Genomic DNA, 19,795 nt, shown 5'->3' with positions numbered 1-19,795 from the left:
AACAGCCTAAACTATTATAAAAAATAAAAAAAGCCCCTCTTACTTCTAAAAAAGTAAGGGAGCGCTGTTTAACAAATATAAGATCGTTCCTTTTTTAAGGAGCCCAAAAATGATTTTACAAGCATAGACTTTAAAAGTCAAGGGACTTATTTATTGTCTTCCTCTTCCTCTTCTTCAAAGTCGTCCTCATCATCTTCTTCATCTAAATCTTCGTCATCGATTTCATACTCATCTTCAATATCTTCTTCAAAATCATCATCTTCTTCTACAAGATCGTCATCTAATAAATCATCATCATCATCATCGTCATTATCATCGTCGTCATCTAGAAGTTCGTCATCATCGTCATCTTCAAAGTCATCATAATCTTCTTCATCTTCAAGCAGGTCAAAATCATCAAAATCTTCTTCAACTGCTTTTTTCGATTTTTTCTTTTTCGGTTTTGTTACTGTTACTATCTCTTCTTCTGATTTATCTACAGGATACCAAATTCTTAATCCCCAACGATTATCACCTAAAGAAAGAAAACGTCCATCAATATTAATATCTGTATAAAACTGTGCAATTTTTGCATTTACTTCCTCTTCTGTTAAATCTAAAATCTTTGTTAGTTCACTCACAATTTCGTGAAAGGAATAAGGTGTTTTTCCACCGTTTAATAATTCATATGCAACATCAATTAACGACATTTCTTGTAATTCTACTTTTGTGTATTTATCTACACTCATTTCTTGCACTTCCTTCCTCTATCTAAACTCTTTTACTTGAAGCAATCAGAGCAAAAATACATATTCTCCATTATAAACAATATCTTGGTGAATATGCTAGTTTCAGTTAAGGATTATTTGACTTTTCTTTTAAAATTTATCTTCTCTATTAATTAATATGACATTTTGTTAGAAATTTTTTCTTTTTGGAAATACTTAATACTTAAGGGAGGAACAAAATGAACTTACTACTTTTCATTATTATCATTTTCATTATAATAATCGTATATATATATATCGATTTTTCCCTTGGGAGAAAACACAACCTGACACAAATTAACAGACATAACCATGCCTTTCGTAATACAGACTTTCATTTATATAGAGACGGAACAGAATTATTTCCCGATTTATTTTCGGCAATTAAAGACGCCAAACATCATATTCATATTTTGTTTTATACGGTTAAAGCGGACAGCCTCAGCAATGAATTTTTATCATTATTAGAGGAAAAGGCAAAAGAAGGTGTGGAAGTTGCCTCATCCTTGATTGGCTGGGCAGTTTAATTGTCAGAAAAAAAACAACTAAAAAACTTGAAGCTGCGGGAGTTCAATTTCGATTTTGTCAAATTCCAAAGTTCCCGTTTTTATTTTATTCCCTACAAGTAAGAAACCATCGAAAAATCACGATCATTGACGGGAATATCGGATTTATGGGAGGGTTTAATGTTGGCAGGGACTATATACATGCAAATCTTAAACTAAGTCCATGGAGAGATTATCATCTAAAGCTGACAGGTGAAGGAGTCGAGGATTTACAAAGAGAATTCCTAATTGATTGGTTGGAAGCATCCAAAATTAATTTACTGCAAAATGACGATTATTTTCCAAAACAAAAAAAAGGGAAATCAAGACACCAAACCATTCCTTCACAAGGAAAGTATTTAGAAGAAGTATTGTCTCAGTTAATCCGCCATGCAAAAAGTTCCCTTATTATTGGAACTCCTTATTTTATCCCAAGCAAAAAAATAATGAACGAGCTAATGTTTGCATTGAAACGGAATGTTTCCATCACCCTTCTTCTACCTAAAAATTCAGACCATATTCTTGTAAAAGAAGCTTCCTATCCTTTTTTAAGAATCCTACTTTCCGAAAACGCCCGTGCTTTCCAGTTTAAGCATGGTTTCTTTCATGGAAAATGTATTTTAGTGGATGAGGAAATATGTTTCATTGGGTCATCTAACTTTGATAAGCGAAGTATTTTTCTTAATCATGAGATAAATTGCAGTATCTATGATCCACTTTTTATTCAGCGGATGAATGAAATTCTAACCAACGATATGAAAGAGTCTAATGAGATATTCTATGAAGATATTGCAAGACGAACTATTTGGGGATGGATAAAAGAAAAAATAGCATACATTATTTCTCCGTTTTTATAATGTGGTAGATGCTACAGCCTGAATACACGTAGACTCCTGCGGGAAAAGCGAGAAAGACGAGACTTGTGCAGGAGCATAGCGACGAGGAGGATCGGCACTCGTCGGCGGAAAGCGAAGTGTATTCAGGCTGCGGGGTAAATAACAACAATCTATACGAAAACAGCCTTTGAAAATAACGATTTCACACTCTAATTCATGTTAGTGCAGGGAATTTTATTTTCACCATAAACTGTTCTTCTTTATAAACAAAATCTAAAAAACCATGATGTTGTTTTACAATATTTCCGATTATTTTTGTACCGTATCCTCTATTCGCTCCTGATTTTGTGGACAGTCCGTATGTATTAAATAATTCATCCAGTATTTTAACAGGAATTGAAAGACTATCATTTCTACAAATTAATATGTAAATGCCGCTTCTTTTATAAAATTGCAGAGACAACAATGGCATCTTATTATATTTTTGTCTCCATTCAAGACATGCTTCCAAACCGTTTGTTAGTAAGTTGCTTAGCATCGCAACCAATTCTTTATCAGCCATTGGCAGTGTAGATACTGGCAAATCGAGATCATATGCAACCTCTATTCCACTTGCTTTCGCCTGTCTGTAAATACTATGAAGCACTCCAGCTACTGCTCCTTTTTCCCCTTTAATAGATAAATTTGTTTCCTTATACCCTTCTACCAACTGATCTAAATATTGTTTTGCATTATTGTATTCTTTGCTTTCCATCATAAAATGAACAGCAGCAATATGCTTAAGAAAATCATGTCTTTCACTCCGCACAATTCGGAAGGTTTCATTAATGTGAATCCGCTCCTCCTCCAATTGATTTACGTTTTGTTTTAAGGAAACGAACGAATTTAACGTAATATATCGGCATATTTCTATCACCATAAACATAGCCATTGCTAGAACTTTAAAAGAATCGGGCAGAACGAAAGCCAAAGTGATTACCAGCAGTTGCAGCAGCCACAACAGTCCGTTTATTTTCTTTTCATAAAACAGAGAATGAACAATAATTTTGCTGGAGATTAAGTAACAGCTTGCTATTATAACAGCAATAAGGCTGATAAAAATAATATTATTCCAGTAAAAGGACATAATGAATAATCGTACATGAAAGATTGCAAGCAGTATAATAAGCCCCCAATAGACTTTTTCTGTTTTCAACTATCTTCCCACCTTTAAAAATGGCTGTTTTCGTATAGATTATTGCTTTTAAACGCATTCCCACAGGAGTCTACGTGTATGCAGGTTGCCAAGAAATACATTTCCAAATTGTTTTTTTATGAAAAAATAACAAACTTTGAGAAAACAGCCTTAAAAATAATTATTTTGTATAAATTCGACTTTATCTTTTGTTATCATTGCTTTTTCTTCTATTCCATCAAATGTGACGGTATAGGAATTTTTGGCATATAAAGAAAAGTTTTTCACATAGTGAATATTAATAATAAAGGAACGATGTGATCGGATAAAATCTCTTTCTCTTAATTCTCCTTCTAACTCATTTAATGTTTGATACGTTTTGATCGCATTTGATTTTGTATAAATAGTCGTTGCACGTCCCGATCGTTCAATAAAAATAATTTCCTTCTTTTGAATAATATGTATATCACTTTTTTGTTTTACATATAATCTGCCTGCAATTTCTGCCGTTTGTGTTTTTTCTATTAATCTCTGAATCGATTGTACTAGTCTTTCTTTTGAATATGGCTTCATGATATAGTCATGAACATTCAGTTCAAAAGCATGCACCGCATATCCGCTGTTTGCGGTAACAAAAATCACTGTAATGTTTAATGCATGTGCATGAATAATATCTGCCAATTCATAGCCAGAAAGATTCGGCATTTCAATATCCGCAATTAATAGATCGATTGATTCTTTTTTGATTTGCTCGTATGCTTCTTCTGCCGATAAAGTAGAAAAAACAATTTCTGCTTCTGGAATACTCGAAACAATTCCGTTTAATTTATCTAAATCAATCACTCGATCATCTACTAGACCAATCCTCATGCTTTACCGCCTCGCTCTTTTTCCATTGCCAAACGCTATAATTTCTAAATTTGGAATTACTTATCTATTTTATCATTTTTATCTTTTTATTTAACCTTTTCGCGACATAAAAAGGCATTTTCACGACATATCCGCAGAATCTTCCACTGTATCTTTGTATGATAAAAGCAATAACACAATTAGAGGTGAACGAGTTTGATTGATATTCAAGAGGTTACCAAAAAATTTCGTGATAAAAAAACATCTGTCACTGCCTTAAAGCATGTATCCTTAACCGTTGAAAAAGGGCAAACAGTTGGTTTATTAGGGGAAAACGGTGCAGGGAAAACTACTCTTCTTCGCACTATTGCCACCCTACTACAGCCAACTGAAGGAAAAGTCATCGTTGCCGGTTATGCTACAAACACTAGACCAGAAGAAGTAAAAAAACGCATTGGTGTACTTTTTGGTGGAGAAACCGGGTTATATGACCGATTAACAGCTAAAGAAAACTTAGTATACTTTGCTGCCTTGTATGGCTTAAGCAAGCATGAAACAAAAGTGCGTATTGATGAATTGGCAAAAATGTTTGGGATGAAGGATTATTTAAATCGAAAAGTTGGCGGTTTTTCCAAAGGGATGCGGCAAAAGGTTGCTATTGCCAGAACTCTAATTCACAACCCAGAAATTATTTTATTTGATGAGCCGACGACAGGATTGGATATTACTTCTTCCAACGTTTTCCGCCAGCTTGTCCATCAATTAAAACGAGAAGGAAAAACGATTATTTTTTCCAGCCACATAATGGAAGAAGTAAGCATGTTATGCGATTCTGTTGCGATGATGCATAAAGGAGAGCTCGTTCATCATGGCAGTTTAGAGCAATTATATACTTCAGAAGGCAGCAGGGATTTAAACTATATTTTTATGAGCAAGCTTGTAAGAGGAGGTCAAAGCTATGTTTCTTAAAATATATATAAAAGAAATAAAAGATTGTTTTCGAGATCGAAGAACACTATTATTAACCGTATTCTTGCCAATTATTATGATGACTGGCTTAACGCTTTTTTATGAAAAGCTAGTATCCAACGGTGAAGGCGAAACTTTTACACTAGCTGTTGATTCATCACTAGATAAAGGAGTTGAAAATGTATTAAAAACAAGTGAGAATCTTCAATTAAAACATGTTGCTAATCCGGAAAAAACATTGCAAAAAGGCGAAGCTCAGGCGGCTCTTATTTTCGATCGACATTTCTCTGCTAATATTCAAAATGGAACAGAAACAAATATAACCATTATCGGAGATACTTTTAGCCAGAGTTCTTCAACTCTTATATCACTTGTCACGAACGCATTATCTCAATATGAAAAATCGATTGTGTTTGAGCGTTTGGAAAAAGAAGGTGTTGCAACAAATATCATTCAGCCTTTCCAAATAACGCAAAAAGAAATTTCTGCTGAAGATCCAACGATCAATGTAATTGCCATGCTTATCCCATTAATATTAGCGATTAGCATCGGTGTAGGTTCAGGTCCTTCTGCTGCTGATTTGTTCGCAGGCGAAAAAGAGAAAAAAACGATGGAAGCATTATTAATGACGCCAATTAATCGCTCCATTTTAGTATTCGCCAAATGGTTAACCATTACAACAATCGGTACAATTACCGGGGTTGTTACACTAATAGTTGTTGTGCTGGAAATTACTTTTTTAACGGAAAACTTAAAAAAAGCTATTCATTTTGATAATAATTATTTGGCAACTATTGGATTCTCCTTGTTGATTACGATTATTTATTCAATGTTTGTCGCTTCTCTTCACATGCTGACAAGCATTATCGGCAAAACAATCAAAGAAGCACAGAGCTACAGTACACCTATTATGATGCTCACTGTCTTTCCGTTGATGTTTACATCCAATCTTGGCATAAACGAACTGAAGGTCAAACATTTTGCCATACCTATTATGAATTTATTCAGCCTACTAAAAGAATTAATATTTGGCATTTTAAATTATGAACATATTTTCATTACTTTTGGAAGCAATATTATTGTAATGGTAATTGTCTTTTTACTGGGCAGGCTGCTATTTTTGAAAGATAAATGGGTAATGAACTAAATAAAAAGGATTGGCGCAGGTCGCCAATCCTTTTATTGATGCTTCTTACATTTTCTCTGGTGCAGATACGCCAATTAAGCGCAATGCATTTTTTAATGTAATTTGTGTTGCTTTAATAAGTGCTAATCTTGCTTTTGTTCTTTCTAAGTTATCTGCATCCAACACTTTTTCCGCATTGTAGAAGCTGTGGAATGTGGATGCTAGATCATAAATATAGTTAGTAATTCTATGCGGCATTCTTTTTAATGCTGCTTCTCCAACCGCTTGTGGGAATTCGCCTAATTTTTTCAGCAAATCAAATTCTTTTTCGGCTGCAATTTGTGCCACATCTAAGTTGTCTGTCAACTCGATGCCTTGCTCTTTTCCTTGTCTTAAAATACTGGAAATGCGGGCATGAGCATATTGTGCATAGTAAACAGGGTTTTCATTTGATTGAGATACTGCTAAATCTAAGTCAAAATCTAAATGCGTATCCGCACTTCTCATCGCAAAGAAGTAGCGTGTTGCATCAAGACCAACTTCCTCTACTAAGTCTCTCATCGTTACCGCTTTCCCTGTACGTTTACTCATCTTCATTTTTTCACCATTTTTATATAGATGAACAAGCTGAATAATTTCTACTTCCAACGCGTCTTTATCATAGCCAAGCGCTTGAATTGCAGCCTTCATACGCGGGATATACCCGTGATGATCTGCTCCCCAAATATTAATAAGCTTTTCAAATCCTCTTTCCAGCTTATCTTTATGGTAAGCGATATCAGGAGTTAAATAAGTGTATGATCCGTCATTTTTAATTAAAACACGGTCTTTATCATCAGCAAAATCGGTTGAGCGCAGCCATGTCGCACCATCCTGCTCATAAATGTAGCCATTTTCTTTTAACGTATTAAGGGCAACATCAATTTTGCCATTATGGTATAAGGATGTTTCTGAATACCAAACATCAAACGGCACACGGAAGTCTTCTAAATCTTGTTTTAGTTTTGCCATCTCGTATTTCAGACCATATTCACGGAAAAAGTCAAAACGTTCTTGCTCAGAAACATTTACATACTTTTCACCGAATTCTTCCGCTAGCTTTTTGCCGATGCCAACAATATCTTCTCCATGGTAGCCATCTGCCGGCATTTCTTTTTCCACACCTAACGCTTGGAAATAACGTGCTTCTACCGATAATGCTAAGTTATTAATTTGGTTTCCAGCATCATTAATATAATATTCTCTTGATACATCATAGCCCGCTTTATCTAAAATATTACATAATGAATCACCAACGGCAGCGCCGCGAGCATGTCCTAAATGCAGGTCTCCTGTTGGGTTTGCAGAAACAAACTCTACTTGTACCTTTTCTTTGTTTCCAACATTTGTTTGACCATATGCTTCATCTGCTTTTAAAATAGTCGGAATTAAATCGGTTAAATAGCTGTTGTTCATATAAAAGTTGATAAATCCAGGTCCGGCAATTTCTAACTTTTCAATAGACGCTTTGCTTGTATCGAAATTTCCAATGATAGCTTCTGCAATCATACGCGGCGCTTTTTTTGCCACTCTCGCTAATTGCATCGCCATATTGGTTGAATAATCTCCATGTGCTTTATCTTTTGGAAGTTCTAAAACGACTTCAGGAATTTGCTCTTCTGCTGCTAATCCTGCTTTTATAACACTTACTTTAATCTCTTGCTTTAAATTTTCTTTTATTTGGTCAACTATATTCATGCTTATTTTTTCTCCTCCTTGAAAATTATCGTCATATGATACGTTCCATTTTGATTGCCTTGCATTTTTAGGTCATATAATAAATCAAAGGTGCCTGACGTATGATTCGGCGATTTTTCCAGCGTCATTCTTTTTGTATCAGTAACTAGCTGAAAAACCCCGTATGGACTTTCATAACTGCCATTTCGCAGCTTATTCAGCATGAAGGAAAGCCTCATTTTTACGGCCCCGCTGCGAAGGATCAATCCTTCCTTTTCTGCTATCTTAATAATGGTTTTGATGGAGCCTTCTTCTATAATTTCTTCATACTTTATATATTTACTATTATCTTTTTCTAAATATTGTCCAAACCCAATCCACTCAATGCTCTCTTTATTCTTCCCGTTGTATATATGGGTTGTTACATGTATTTTAACAGGCACTTGTTCCGCTGATAAAGCTGACAACGGCAACACTTCCTTTTCGTTTACTGTGTATAACTTTATAAGTATAAATTTTTTAAAGGGGAAGTGCAAGATGGTGAGGATAATCTAGGAAAAGTTATACTTTTATTAAATGCTATATAGTACATTTTGCAGAAAAAACAATCCTTTTCTTCCTTATTCATATCCCGCTAATCGAAAAATAAATTTTTAGCTAATTAAAGCCAAATAGTCAACAAGACTGTCTAATAATTAGAAATCAAAAAAAGAGGTGATTACCATTTACAACTTAGTAAAAAAAGCACAAAAGGGTGATGAGAAAGCATACATAACTCTTTTCCAACAATATGAAGAAGATTTATATCGAATTGCGTATGTGTATGTAAGAAATAAAAATGATGCCCTTGATATTGTTCAAGAGACCGCTTATAAATCATTCAGTAAATTAAAATCCTTGAAAAAACCAGAATATTTTAAAACGTGGCTAATTAAGATAGCCATTAACTCTGCAATTAGTTTTTTGAGAAAAGAGCAGAAAGTTGTTCCTATGAAAACAGAAAATACAGAGTTCATAAGTTCAAATGATAAAGATCTCTCTCTGCATTTAACAAAAGAGAAAAAGAAACATTTCCCAAAATGGATTATCGGCACTGCTGCTTCTATTTTGATAATAATTTTACCATTAACTTTAGGAAATTATTATTTCGCAGAAGCGGCAGATACATTAATAAATAAAATTTTTGGCTCAAAAGAAGAATTACCAGATGGTGGGGATCATTTTGTTCCCTATTTAGAAACTCATTTGGAATTAGCAAAAAAGGTTTTGACGAAAGAAGAGTTTTCTGAGTATATTCAACTAGAAAAAGAGGGTTTAAAAATAATCAAAAAAATGCAAGACGAAAATAGACATTCCTTAACTTCTGAAGAGAAAAAGAAGAACGATACTATTCTACAGAAAATAGAAAAATACGAAAAAAGAATAGCGCAACTAACGCAACATACATTTGAAGAAGCACAAAAAATGTCCAGTTACCCTATAAACCGACCAACCTATATCCCGGAAGGATATAAATTAGAGTGGGAAAAAGCACAAACTTCGGAAAATAACATAGGGCATGATCCGACTGTCACATTACAATATAGAAGCGAGAAATTCGGCGGATTCATTACAGAACAGCAGAAAATAGACGACCAAGTAAAAGACACAATAGAAGAATGGCACTTTGAGCATACAGAGTCATATGAAAGAAATGGATATACAATGGATTATTGTTACTATTCAAGCAGCAATATCACAGGGATGAGAATAACTGTACCAGATAAAAAATATAAAATTGTAATGATTGCGGATACTTTATCTAAAGAAGAAATGGAAAAGATATTGTTTTCAATGGTTGAGAAATAACCAAGCAAAAGCGTATAATTTCAGGATGTCGACAAACACTCTACTCCTCGCAAGTCTTCATGCCTTAATAGAGCATGTCGTGAATCAACCTGAGAATTTAGTAGAAAAAACTCGTTTCTTTCAACGAGTTTTTTCACTTGTTTTATTTGCTGTGTTCATTGCTTGAAGTGACTTCTACGCTTCGACTTATTCGGCTCTTTTTATCTCCTTTTTGAAACTCACTTACATTAGATCTTTCACAAACTTCGGCAATACAAATGCTGCTTTATGTATTTCCTTTGTATAATATCTCGTTTCGATATCATGGAAACGGCTATCTGGCACTTCTAATGGATCAAATTTTTTTGATCCGATTGTGAACGCCCATATACCACTTGGATAAGTAGGAATGTTCGCCAAGTATAATCTAGTAATTGGAAAAATTTCTTTTACATCTTTTTGAACGGAGCGAATTAAATCCGCTTTAAACCATGGATTATCTGATTGCGCTACAAAAGTCCCTTCCTCTTTTAACGCTTTAGAAATTCCAGCATAAAAACCTCTTGTAAATAAGTTTACTGCTGGTCCTACAGGTTCAGTTGAATCTACCATAATAACATCATATTCATTTTCACTTTCAGCGATGTGCATAAAACCATCACCTACTTTTACTTCCACTCTTTTATCCTCTAACATCCCTGCAATTTCCGGAAGATATTGTTTGCTGTATTCGATTACCTTTCCGTCTATATCAACCAATGTTGCTTTTTTTACGCTTGGATGTTTTAATACCTCCCTAATTACACCACCATCACCACCGCCTACTACTAACACATTTTCAGGATTAGGGTGTGTAAACAAAGGTATATGTGCCACCATTTCATGATAAACAAACTCATCTTTAACAGACGTCATGACCATTCCATCTAGCAATAACATATTTCCCCACTCTTCTGTTTCTACCATATCCAGCTTTTGGTATTCTGTTTGCTCTGTATGTAAAGTTCGGTTAATTTTCATCGTAATGCCAAAATGATCTGTTTGTTTTTCTGTAAACCATATTCCCATTATATATCCCCCATTCTTTTTTTCTTTCTATCATTCCTCATACTCCCCAAACAAATACTTATTAAACCTGAAACAAGCCTTAGAGTATTTACATGAAAAATTTAACTATAGAGGTATAAAAATGTTTAAAACCCACATCATAACTACATACTATAGCTATCTATTATTATTTGCTGTAGTAAACTTTCATCAGCTTGAAAAGCTCATGGAATTCATTATCATTTGGGAGGTGTTATATAAATGGAGATCATGGCAAAAAACCGGCTTAAAAACTCATCTAAATATTTTCGACTATTTGTTTTTTTAGGATTATTATCGATGATTACTGTCAGCATAGTCGTTATTGGCATTCTTATTTATGCGAAGATATTAGGGCCGCCACCTCTTGCTGTTTCCCAATCTACTTTTTATTATTCCGATGATGGCAGCATCATCGGTGAAAGCAATAATGGACAAAAACGATATTGGGTTCCGATTGAAGAGATTAGTCCTTCTCTTGTGAATGCAACCGTCTCTATTGAAGATAAAAACTTTTTTACTCATCATGGATTTGATTATAAACGAATGGCAGGCGCAGTTCTTGCTGATATAAAGGCGATGGAAAAGGTGCAAGGAGCAAGTACGATTACGCAGCAATACGCCCGAAACTTATTTTTAGAGCATGATAAAACATGGAAAAGAAAGTTATCGGAAGCTTTTTATGCGATTCGCCTCGAAATGTTTTATAGTAAACAAGAAATTTTGGAAGGATATTTAAATACGATCTATTATGGAAACGGTGCTTACGGTGCAGAAGCTGCCAGTCAATACTATTTCGGAAAAGACGCATCGGACCTTTCCTTAGGAGAAGCAACGATGCTTGCAGGAATTCCAAAAGGTCCTGGCTCATACTCTCCACTCATATCTTTGGATAAAGCAAAACAAAGACAAAAGATTATTTTACAATCACTAAAAAAAAATCATTATATTAACAAAACACAAATGGAGCAGGCCTTAAAGGAAAAATTAACCTATGTCGGCAAGTTCCCGATATCAAATGTGGAAACAGCACCATATTTTCAAGATACTGTAAAAAATATTTTAAAAAATGAGCTTCATTTAGATGACCGGACAATTGCCCTTGGAGGCTTGCGCGTTTATACAACTTTAAATACGAAACAGCAGGAAATTGCAGAAAACACCATTCACTCCGTCATAAATCCGAAAAGCAATATTCAAATTGGATTTGTTTCAATGGATCCTAAAACGGGGTATGTAAAAGCAATGGTTGGCGGCCGGGATTATGATAAAAGTCCGTTTAACAGAGCAGTACAAGCGACTAGACAACCGGGATCGACGATGAAACCGTTGTTGTATTATGCTGCTTTAGAACATGGTTTTACTCCAGCAACAATGATGAGCAGTGAAAAAACAACTTTCCGTTTTGAGGACGGACAGGATCCGTATACTCCCCATAATTTTAATAATAAATATGCAGAAGGAAATATTACGTTAGCTCAGGCACTTGCCTTATCAGATAATGTGTATGCTGTGAAAACCCATTTATTTTTAGGACAAAACACTTTAGTCGAAACAGCAAAAAGATTCGGAATTTCTACTCCGCTGCAGGAAGTCCCTTCGTTGGCATTAGGTACTTCCAACGTGAAAGTAATTGAAATGGCAAACGCCTACAGCATCTTTGCCAATGGCGGAAAAAAAGTAGAACCAGTATTTATTACAAAAATCGAAACAGCTGATGGAAAAGTGTTGTATCAGCATAAACAAGAACAAAAAAGATTGTTAAATAAAGATTTAACCTTTGTGATGAACGAATTGATGACCGGTATGTTTGATAAAAACTTAGACGGCTATTCAAGTGTTACTGGAACGACCATTATGAAAGAAATGAACAGAATTTATGCTGGAAAATCTGGTTCAACGGAATCAGACAGCTGGATGATTGGCTATACCCCACAGCTCGTATCTGCAGTATGGACTGGATACGATCAAGGAGAGCCAATTACTTTGGCTGCCGATAAAACATACGCAAAAAACGTATGGGTTCACTTTATGGAAGAAAGCTTAAAAGAGGAACCGATTAAGGGATTTGAGCCTACTAAAGGAACAGTCGGCGTGTATATAGATCCGAAAAGCGGCAAGCTGGCAACAAGTGGCTGTCCTACAAAAAGGTTGATGTACTTTACAAAAGAAACAGTGCCAACCGAGTATTGCTCTGACTTGCCGAAAGAGGATGCTTCTGATTCTAATAAAAAAGGCAAGAAAATTGAGGAAAAAATGCCTTGGTATAAACGGATTTTTCATTGGTAATTTAATTCACAGGCAATTCTCAAATAAAGATGTCCTTCATAGCTCTGATGAAGGACATCTTTATTGGGGTTCGAACGTTTTTTTCCTTCATAACCATGATGAACGACATTTTCCTTATTGTTCAACACATTTTGTCCTTCATAGCCCTGATGAAGGACATTTCCCTTATTGTTCAACGCATTTTGTCCTTCATAACCCTGATGAAGGACATTTTCCTTATTGTTCGACCACATTTTGTCCTTCATAATCCTGATGAAGGACATTTTCCTTATTGTTCAACGCATTTTGTCCTTCATAACCCTGATGAAGGACATTTTCCTTATTGTTCGACCACATTTTGTCCTTCATAACCCTGGTGAAGGACATTTTCCTTATTGTTCAACACATTTTGTCTTTTATAATTCGCTTCAAAATATTTTTCTTCTTATTCGACCCCGTTTTACCCTTTACACTTATTTACTCATAAAGTAAGCTCATAAAAAAGGTCTGCGTTCTTTTCACCCTAATAAATCTTCTTTTAATTTTACACTGGAATTATCCCATAAAGTCTGATCATGGTTTTGTAGAAACTCAGCCAGCACTTTTTTCGATTTATCGTCCATATGATCAACCATAATATGGCGTTTCATCGATTTATCCATTTTATTGACATGCTCTGGCAACGATTTATAGCCTCGTCGTATGGAACGATCCACCGTCATTTCACATGCAGTTACCCCAGCGTAATAAGGACCGTCTAGTTTACGGTCAATCGTTACCCATATTAACCAGTATGGTTTTCCATTAGGAACTTCTTCCTTGTCTTTTAAAAATTTTATCCCTTTTTCCACAACGCTTCTTGCATGCATTGCCCCAACATCTACAGCCGCTTCCCCTGCCTCCACATCAATAATAACAGGAGATACATTTTCTAGACTTAAGCTGCCAACGCCGAAACCGCCATGCCCGTCTGTTGGATCATTTTTTATAATATTAAATCCAATCGTTTTTTTCTTTTTCTCTTCCAATGATTAAACACTCCTTTTCTTATACATTTATAATACTTCTAAACAGCTGAATAAATACCCTTTGCACCATTTCTATGTACGGAAAAATAGTGATTTGGGATAATCCTGTCACAACTAATACAATAAATAAAATTGAGCCATACACTTCATATTGGGACATTTTCGCTCTAGTTCGAGAGGAAACTAAATCCTCAATGATTCGGTATCCATCTAATGGAGGCAAAGGAATTAAATTAAATGCAAAAAGCAATAAATTCATATACACAAAAATATTTAAAAAAGGATAAAAATCAATCGGCAATCCATCTGTTATTCCTGTTTTATATAAAATAGAATATAAAACAAAACCGATAAAAGCCAACACTAAATTACTGAATGGTCCTGCGAAGGAAACAAGCACTCCTGCTAGTTTAGGACGTTTAAAATAATAACGGTTAACAGGTACTGGCCGAGCCCATCCAAAGCCAACAAGTATAATAAAAATAGCACCAAGCGGGTCAATATGAGCAATCGGATTTAAGGTTAATCTTCCTTGCTTTTCTGCTGTTGGATCCCCAAATTTATAAGCTACATATGCATGTGCATATTCATGTAGTGTAAAACCTATAATGACAGTAATAATAATATACGGCAAATCTGCCCATGATTGTGAAAATAACAAATGATAAGCTCCTTTCTTAAAACATTATGTACTCAAAATTAGATAATTCCTCTCGTTTCTCTCCATTAAAATTATACATGATATTAAATTGGAAAGGAAAACTTTCTCACTTTCTTCGTTGACTTCACTTATCTGTAAAAGATTGAATATGGACCTTGCAATTTTTCTGAAAATATGAAAAACTACTTACGAATAAATTGTAAATTTTTCAGACAAAAATGAGAATATTATCAGGAGGGACAACCAATGCCATACATTACTGTAAAAATGCTAGAAGGCCGTACAGAAGACCAAAAAAAGAATCTTGTAGAAAAAGTAACAGATGCAGTATCTGAAACAACAGGCGCTCCAAAAGAAAAAATTGTTGTATTTATTGAGGAAATGTCAAAAAATAATTACGGCATCGCCGGCAAACGTGCAAGTGATGAATAAGCTCAAAAAATGATTAGTAAAACGCCTACTTTATTCGTGGTTTACGGCAAGGCCACCGAAGAAGTGTTTTATTATATAAATTATAGAGTAGGATAAAAATGGTATAGAGAGTTTGAAAACGATCATCATGTTGGTTAGGAGAGGCGTCCGCACGACTCCTGCGGGATTAGCGAGACAGGCGAGACCCCACAGGAGCAAAGCGACGAGGAGGCTCGGCGCTCGCCCCGCGGAAAGCGTGTGGTAAGCCTCGGAAAACCGAACGAAAACCTCTGAATGCTTGGATTTTCACTATCTTTATTTCATAGCATCCACTTTTTCAGTGACCTCATTTACGGATAGAGGGGGTTTTTTTGTACTATAAACCTACCATCCTTATCATTGTGCCAAAATAGCTTAAGACTAAATCTAAAACATTATACTAAAAGCCAGCCTCTGCAAACGGCTGGCTTTTACTTATTGCTTTACTTTTTCTCTAAGGCTTTCAATATATAAATAGGCATTCTCTATTTCTTCCACTGTATATTTTTGTTTACTCTTTAATGTAAACACTTTTTCTTGTACTTCTTCTTTTGCTAAATTATCAAAAAAGAGCACCGTAGAAACAAGCTCAAGAAATCTGGAATTTTGTTCATTCATATCTGTAAGACAGGATGCCAGCAATGGCATGTCCACTTCATTCAGTTCCAAAAATTCTTCCCCATTATTTGTTAAAGAATAACGATATTGAAAATATCCGCCCTTTTTTTCTTTTATTTCATTTAAAAATCCCATATTACATAGTTCTTCCACTCTTAATGTTAACTCTTCTGAGTAGGGACCAAAAAAATGAAATTGATATTTTTCTTGGAACGGAAAATCCAGCTTCTTGGCTATATAAATCATCTTTTGTAATTTTTTTCTTCCGATAATCTCACCTGAAGCAGCAATAGCTTTTATTATTTTTGCATGATCTTTTAACAAAACTAGTCATCTCCTACTCCATTTATTCCCAAAAACACCACTAATTTATTGAACGACTGCTTTTAAGTTATATCTAACAATTGACAAATTTGTTTTTTTATTTTCCCCTTCGTGTTGTCCTTTTTTAAGATATCTTTAGGAAAATATAGCTTGTGATCGGTTCTTCTTTTTCCAGAAATGCTATCTACTATTTCTGATTCTCTGGAAAGTTCTCTTATATCATTGTTTTTCATCAATAATTGAATTGGCAATCGTTCTTCTTCTTCACCCGGCCGATAAAAGTCATATGGCAGGTCAGACGAAGAATCGACAACAAGATAATAATCTGGATCTATTCCAGCTTTTCGAAAAAGGACAGATAGTTCTGCGAGCTTTTTAAATTCTTTTGCTGGGTCAAACTCTACATACTTAAATAAGTTTCTATTCATAAATCTGCGGCATAAATCACTTAGTACTGCGTCATCTTCTTCTTGCCACATTTGAAAATAATAAAGAATAATCGCTTCATCCAATTTTAAGTAGTCTTCTAATGTTGTTTTTTCTTCAAAAAGTGAATAAAAATGAGTAGGATGATGTTTGAAGGAGTAGAGCTGCGAATGTAAGTGTTTTGCTCTATGTAATATCTTCGTTAGAATTACTTCAGCACTTCTTGTTACGGGATGGAAATATACTTGCCAGTACATTTGATACCTGCTCATAATATAATCTTCCACTGCATGCATCCCACTTTGTTTAATAACCGCCTGATCTTCTCTTGGTCGCATGACGCGCAGAATTCGTTCCATATCAAAGTTCCCGTAGCTGACTCCAGTAAAATAAGCATCCCGCAATAAATAATCCATCCGGTCAGCATCAATCTGACTGGAAATTAAACTTACTACCAGCTTTTCTTTTGATGTTTTGCCAATTACTTCTGCAACCTTTTTAGGAAAATCCTTTTCTACTCTCGTTAGGACTTGATTTACCTCTGTATTTCCTAAAATAATCTCCTGGGTAAACTGTTCATGATCTAAATCAAATACTTTTTCAAATGAGTGGGAAAAAGGTCCATGGCCTAAATCATGCAGCAAGGCAGCGCATAAGGAAAGTAATCTTTGATTGTTATTCCACTCTTTTCTATCTTTAAAAACATCATCTACAATACGCCTGACAATTTCATACACACCAAGAGAATGATTAAATCTGCTATGCTCTGCTCCATGAAATGTCAGATAGGTTGTACCAAGCTGCTTAATTCTTCGCAATCGCTGGAATTCTTTTGTTCCAATTAAATCCCAAACAACCCGATCTCGTACATGAATATAACGATGCACCGGATCTTTAAATACCTTTTCTTCAGTTAACTTTTCCATAGAATAGGGCATATTTTGTACCTTCTCTCTATCAACTTACTTCTCTTACATTTTCCCCTTACTTTATCTGTCTAAACAAGGAACTGTAAGAAAAGCAATAGGAAGTTTTTCGTTGTTCAACATACTAGTAAATATAAAAAGAGGTGGTTCCAATTGAAAAGTGAACCATCATAAGAATCTTCTTATGAATGCTAACACTTCCTGCGGAAACATCCTCTATTTTATGAGATCTATTTATGCACATAACAAGTTTGCAGCTCTATTCTCATTTTTAAGAGAGCAGGTTACTTCTTTAGCTTGTTATTTATTTTATCCATTAGTTCATCTTCAGATAACGCTGCAAGTGGACGATTATTTACAAAAGCAAATGTTTTTTTTCGACCTGGACCACAATAAGATTGACAACCTACCTCAATCTTGGCATCTGGGTCAATTTGCTTTAGGCGAGGTATTAATGTTTTTAAATTAACCGCCTGACAATCGTCGCAAACACGGAATTCGTTTGCCATCGGGACATCCCTTTCTATAAAAAACATATCGTTAATCTTAGAGGTTGTTCAAAAAAGCTTCTTATTTATCCCCTTTTTGAACACGCATTATAAGGTATTTTACCCCTTCTTTCTTTTCAATGCAAGATGCAAACTTTTTTCAAAATTAGTAGAAATACTGTAATAACTGCTTGTTTGCCTCTATTATTTAAGATAAAAAAACATATTATGCAGCGTTTCGACAACATTTCAACGTTCTTTAAGCTTTCTGCCTATCTTTCTGATTATTATTATTGTATAATTTCTTCTGAATTTAAGGAGGAGCGTTTAAATGAAAAATAGTAGATTATTCGTAATGACCAGCATTGTACTCGCCATGCTTGTTGCATCCATTGATTCGACTATTATGAACACTACCATGCCTATTATCGCAGAGGAATTAGGCAGATTGGACTTATATGCATGGTCTTTTGCAACCTATATGATTATGAGTACCATTCTTTCTCCTATTGCAGGAAGACTTTCGGATTTATTTGGGCGGAAAAAGATTTTTGGTTTTGGAATTATTTTATTTTTATTGGGCAGTTTATTATGTGGACTCTCAGCAGATATGGTACAGCTGATTACCTTCCGAGGCATTCAAGGATTGGGAGCAGGATTTATGATGCCATTTCCAGCTATTATTGCAGGTGATCTTTTCCCTATGGAAAAACGCGGAAAAATCCAGGCGCTATTTACTGCAATGTGGGGATTATCTGCTATTATTGCACCATTGCTTGGTTCTTTATTTGTTGAACTTCTTTCATGGAGATGGATATTTTTTATTAATCTGCCTGTTTGTTTATTAGCTGTTCTTACCCTCTTGCCTTATAAAGAACATTATCAGCCGAAAAAAGCAAACATCGATTATATAGGGGCCATTTTATTTGCTGCTGGAATCACCTTCCTGCTTCTTATTACAATCGTTGAAAAAAATACTATTCTCTTCTCTATGCTTGGAATTGCATTATTAACTCTTTTTTATTTTTTTGAAAAAAAACAAATTTCTCCTATTGTGCCATTTACCATTTTTAAAAATAAGACGATTACATGGATTTATATAAATTCTTTTATCGGGACACTAGCTTTATTTGGAACTGCTAGTTTTATTCCCCTTTTCCTACAAGATATCGCAGGATTATCCACCTTTATAAGCGGGACTGCTTTACTAGGCGTTGCAGTCGGATGGATGCTTGTATCTGTCCCTGCCGGAAAATGGATAGTAAAATACGGCTATCGTATTCTATTAATAATTGGGAATACATTATTAGTTATTTCCGGGATTTTATTAGCTTTATTAAATGAGACACACGGTTTTGTGTATACTTTCGCTATTATGCTTATTCAAGGATTAGCTTTCGGGCTAATCAGCACCGTTGGCGTAATTGGCTCACAACAGTTAGTAGGCAACCATGAAAAAGGCATATCCACTTCTTTTTTTATGTTCTGCAGAAATATAGGTACTGCTGTAGGAGTTACTATTATGGGAGCCCTTCTAACAAGTGGAACAAGTAATATGGCTGGCATTCACCATCTATTTATGTTTGGATTTGTCACTAGTATATTTGCCTTTCTTTCAGCCTTTTTTATTCAGAATGAACAATCGAAGGAAAAGGGTAAGCCGCCTGTCTATCAGCGACAAGCATAAACCAAGATGGCTCCTGACCGGCTAAATACGCAGAAAAAGGAAAGT

Annotated in this window: 20 protein-coding genes; 8 read left to right on the top strand and 12 right to left on the bottom strand. The window is 34.9% G+C overall.

All coding sequences use genetic code 11. From position 1 onward, the window contains the following. Positions 1 to 146: 146 nt before the first annotated feature. Entirely contained in the window at positions 147 to 728 is a 582-nt protein-coding gene (rpoE, locus tag ACTXGU_RS07695; protein WP_443480921.1) for a DNA-directed RNA polymerase subunit delta, read from the bottom strand. 218 nt (positions 729 to 946) lie between these two features. Between rpoE and ACTXGU_RS07690 the strand changes: the two genes are divergently transcribed. Together ACTXGU_RS07690 and ACTXGU_RS07685 are read left to right on the top strand one after the other, a co-directional pair. Beyond that, entirely contained in the window at positions 947 to 1,273 is a 327-nt protein-coding gene (locus tag ACTXGU_RS07690; RefSeq protein ID WP_443480920.1) for a hypothetical protein, read from the top strand. Between the two features lie 146 nt (positions 1,274 to 1,419). Further along, the gene (locus ACTXGU_RS07685) at positions 1,420 to 2,148 is read left to right on the top strand and encodes a phospholipase D-like domain-containing protein (RefSeq protein WP_443480919.1); all 729 of its coding nucleotides are present in this window, start codon (positions 1,420 to 1,422) and stop codon (positions 2,146 to 2,148) included. A gap of 193 nt (positions 2,149 to 2,341) precedes the next feature. Here the strand turns inward: ACTXGU_RS07685 and ACTXGU_RS07680 are convergent, their stop codons facing one another. Next, positions 2,342 to 3,322, bottom strand: a complete 981-nt coding sequence (locus ACTXGU_RS07680; protein WP_443480918.1) for a sensor histidine kinase — start codon at positions 3,320 to 3,322, stop codon at positions 2,342 to 2,344. Positions 3,323 to 3,472: 150 nt separating this feature from the next. Beyond that, positions 3,473 to 4,171: a LytR/AlgR family response regulator transcription factor gene (locus ACTXGU_RS07675; protein WP_443480917.1), complete on the bottom strand. Its 699-nt coding sequence runs from the start codon at positions 4,169 to 4,171 to the stop codon at positions 3,473 to 3,475. 195 nt (positions 4,172 to 4,366) lie between these two features. On the opposite strand from ACTXGU_RS07675, the gene ACTXGU_RS07670 reads away from it, so the two are divergent. Both ACTXGU_RS07670 and ACTXGU_RS07665 read left to right on the top strand, forming a co-directional pair. Next, positions 4,367 to 5,119 (top strand): ATP-binding cassette domain-containing protein, encoded by a 753-nt coding sequence (locus tag ACTXGU_RS07670; RefSeq protein WP_443480916.1) that lies wholly within the window; start codon positions 4,367 to 4,369, stop codon positions 5,117 to 5,119. Continuing rightward, positions 5,109 to 6,266, top strand: coding sequence for an ABC transporter permease (locus tag ACTXGU_RS07665; protein ID WP_443480915.1), 1,158 nt, complete (start codon positions 5,109 to 5,111; stop codon positions 6,264 to 6,266). The genes ACTXGU_RS07670 and ACTXGU_RS07665 overlap by 11 nt, the downstream gene beginning before the upstream one ends. Positions 6,267 to 6,311: 45 nt before the next feature. Here ACTXGU_RS07665 and argS read toward each other — a convergent pair whose 3' ends face one another. Together argS and ACTXGU_RS07655 are read right to left on the bottom strand one after the other, a co-directional pair. Then, entirely contained in the window at positions 6,312 to 7,982 is a 1,671-nt protein-coding gene (gene argS / locus ACTXGU_RS07660) for an arginine--tRNA ligase (protein ID WP_443480914.1), read from the bottom strand. Between the two features lie 2 nt (positions 7,983 to 7,984). Then, a complete protein-coding gene (locus ACTXGU_RS07655) occupies positions 7,985 to 8,437 on the bottom strand; it encodes a DUF1934 domain-containing protein (protein ID WP_443480913.1) in 453 nt (150 codons plus the stop codon). A gap of 238 nt (positions 8,438 to 8,675) precedes the next feature. Between ACTXGU_RS07655 and ACTXGU_RS07650 the strand changes: the two genes are divergently transcribed. Then, on the top strand, positions 8,676 to 9,809 hold the full coding sequence (locus ACTXGU_RS07650) for a sigma-70 family RNA polymerase sigma factor (protein ID WP_443480912.1): 1,134 nt from the start codon (positions 8,676 to 8,678) through the stop codon (positions 9,807 to 9,809). A 222-nt stretch (positions 9,810 to 10,031) separates the two neighbouring features. On the opposite strand, the gene speE is transcribed toward ACTXGU_RS07650, so the two are convergent. Then, positions 10,032 to 10,856, bottom strand: a complete 825-nt coding sequence (gene speE / locus ACTXGU_RS07645; RefSeq protein ID WP_443480911.1) for a spermidine synthase — start codon at positions 10,854 to 10,856, stop codon at positions 10,032 to 10,034. Between the two features lie 240 nt (positions 10,857 to 11,096). On the opposite strand from speE, the gene ACTXGU_RS07640 reads away from it, so the two are divergent. Further along, positions 11,097 to 13,163, top strand: coding sequence for a transglycosylase domain-containing protein (locus ACTXGU_RS07640; RefSeq protein WP_443480910.1), 2,067 nt, complete (start codon positions 11,097 to 11,099; stop codon positions 13,161 to 13,163). Here ACTXGU_RS07640 and ACTXGU_RS07635 read toward each other — a convergent pair. The 3 genes from ACTXGU_RS07635 to ACTXGU_RS07625 all read right to left on the bottom strand — a co-directional run bounded on the left by ACTXGU_RS07635 (position 13,154) and on the right by ACTXGU_RS07625 (position 14,831). Continuing rightward, a complete protein-coding gene (locus tag ACTXGU_RS07635; protein WP_443480909.1) occupies positions 13,154 to 13,396 on the bottom strand; it encodes a hypothetical protein in 243 nt (80 codons plus the stop codon). The genes ACTXGU_RS07640 and ACTXGU_RS07635 overlap by 10 nt on opposite strands. Positions 13,397 to 13,660: 264 nt before the next feature. Beyond that, positions 13,661 to 14,170, bottom strand: coding sequence for a YwhD family protein (locus tag ACTXGU_RS07630; protein WP_443480908.1), 510 nt, complete (start codon positions 14,168 to 14,170; stop codon positions 13,661 to 13,663). A 19-nt stretch (positions 14,171 to 14,189) separates the two neighbouring features. Continuing rightward, positions 14,190 to 14,831 carry a site-2 protease family protein gene (locus ACTXGU_RS07625; RefSeq protein ID WP_443480907.1) on the bottom strand — a complete coding sequence of 214 codons (642 nt, stop codon included), beginning with the start codon at positions 14,829 to 14,831 and terminating at the stop codon, positions 14,190 to 14,192. 246 nt (positions 14,832 to 15,077) lie between these two features. Between ACTXGU_RS07625 and ACTXGU_RS07620 the strand changes: the two genes are divergently transcribed. Then, positions 15,078 to 15,263: a 2-hydroxymuconate tautomerase gene (locus ACTXGU_RS07620; protein ID WP_443480906.1), complete on the top strand. Its 186-nt coding sequence runs from the start codon at positions 15,078 to 15,080 to the stop codon at positions 15,261 to 15,263. A gap of 453 nt (positions 15,264 to 15,716) precedes the next feature. Here the strand turns inward: ACTXGU_RS07620 and ACTXGU_RS07615 are convergent, their stop codons facing one another. The 3 genes from ACTXGU_RS07615 to ACTXGU_RS07605 form a co-directional block, all read right to left on the bottom strand. After that, on the bottom strand, positions 15,717 to 16,223 hold the full coding sequence (locus ACTXGU_RS07615) for a YwgA family protein (protein WP_443480905.1): 507 nt from the start codon (positions 16,221 to 16,223) through the stop codon (positions 15,717 to 15,719). A gap of 62 nt (positions 16,224 to 16,285) precedes the next feature. Next, positions 16,286 to 17,587, bottom strand: coding sequence for an HD domain-containing protein (locus tag ACTXGU_RS07610; protein WP_443480904.1), 1,302 nt, complete (start codon positions 17,585 to 17,587; stop codon positions 16,286 to 16,288). Positions 17,588 to 17,859: 272 nt separating this feature from the next. Further along, entirely contained in the window at positions 17,860 to 18,084 is a 225-nt protein-coding gene (locus ACTXGU_RS07605; RefSeq protein WP_443480903.1) for a DUF1450 domain-containing protein, read from the bottom strand. A gap of 310 nt (positions 18,085 to 18,394) precedes the next feature. On the opposite strand from ACTXGU_RS07605, the gene ACTXGU_RS07600 reads away from it, so the two are divergent. Beyond that, on the top strand, positions 18,395 to 19,750 hold the full coding sequence (locus tag ACTXGU_RS07600) for an MFS transporter (protein ID WP_443480902.1): 1,356 nt from the start codon (positions 18,395 to 18,397) through the stop codon (positions 19,748 to 19,750). Positions 19,751 to 19,795 lie beyond the last annotated feature (45 nt).

It is taken from the genome of Niallia sp. 01092, assembly GCF_052318935.1.
GTDB lineage: Bacteria > Bacillota > Bacilli > Bacillales > Cytobacillaceae > Niallia.
Note: the sequence above shows the minus strand (reverse complement) of the source record. Positions and strands in the feature narration are given on the sequence as shown.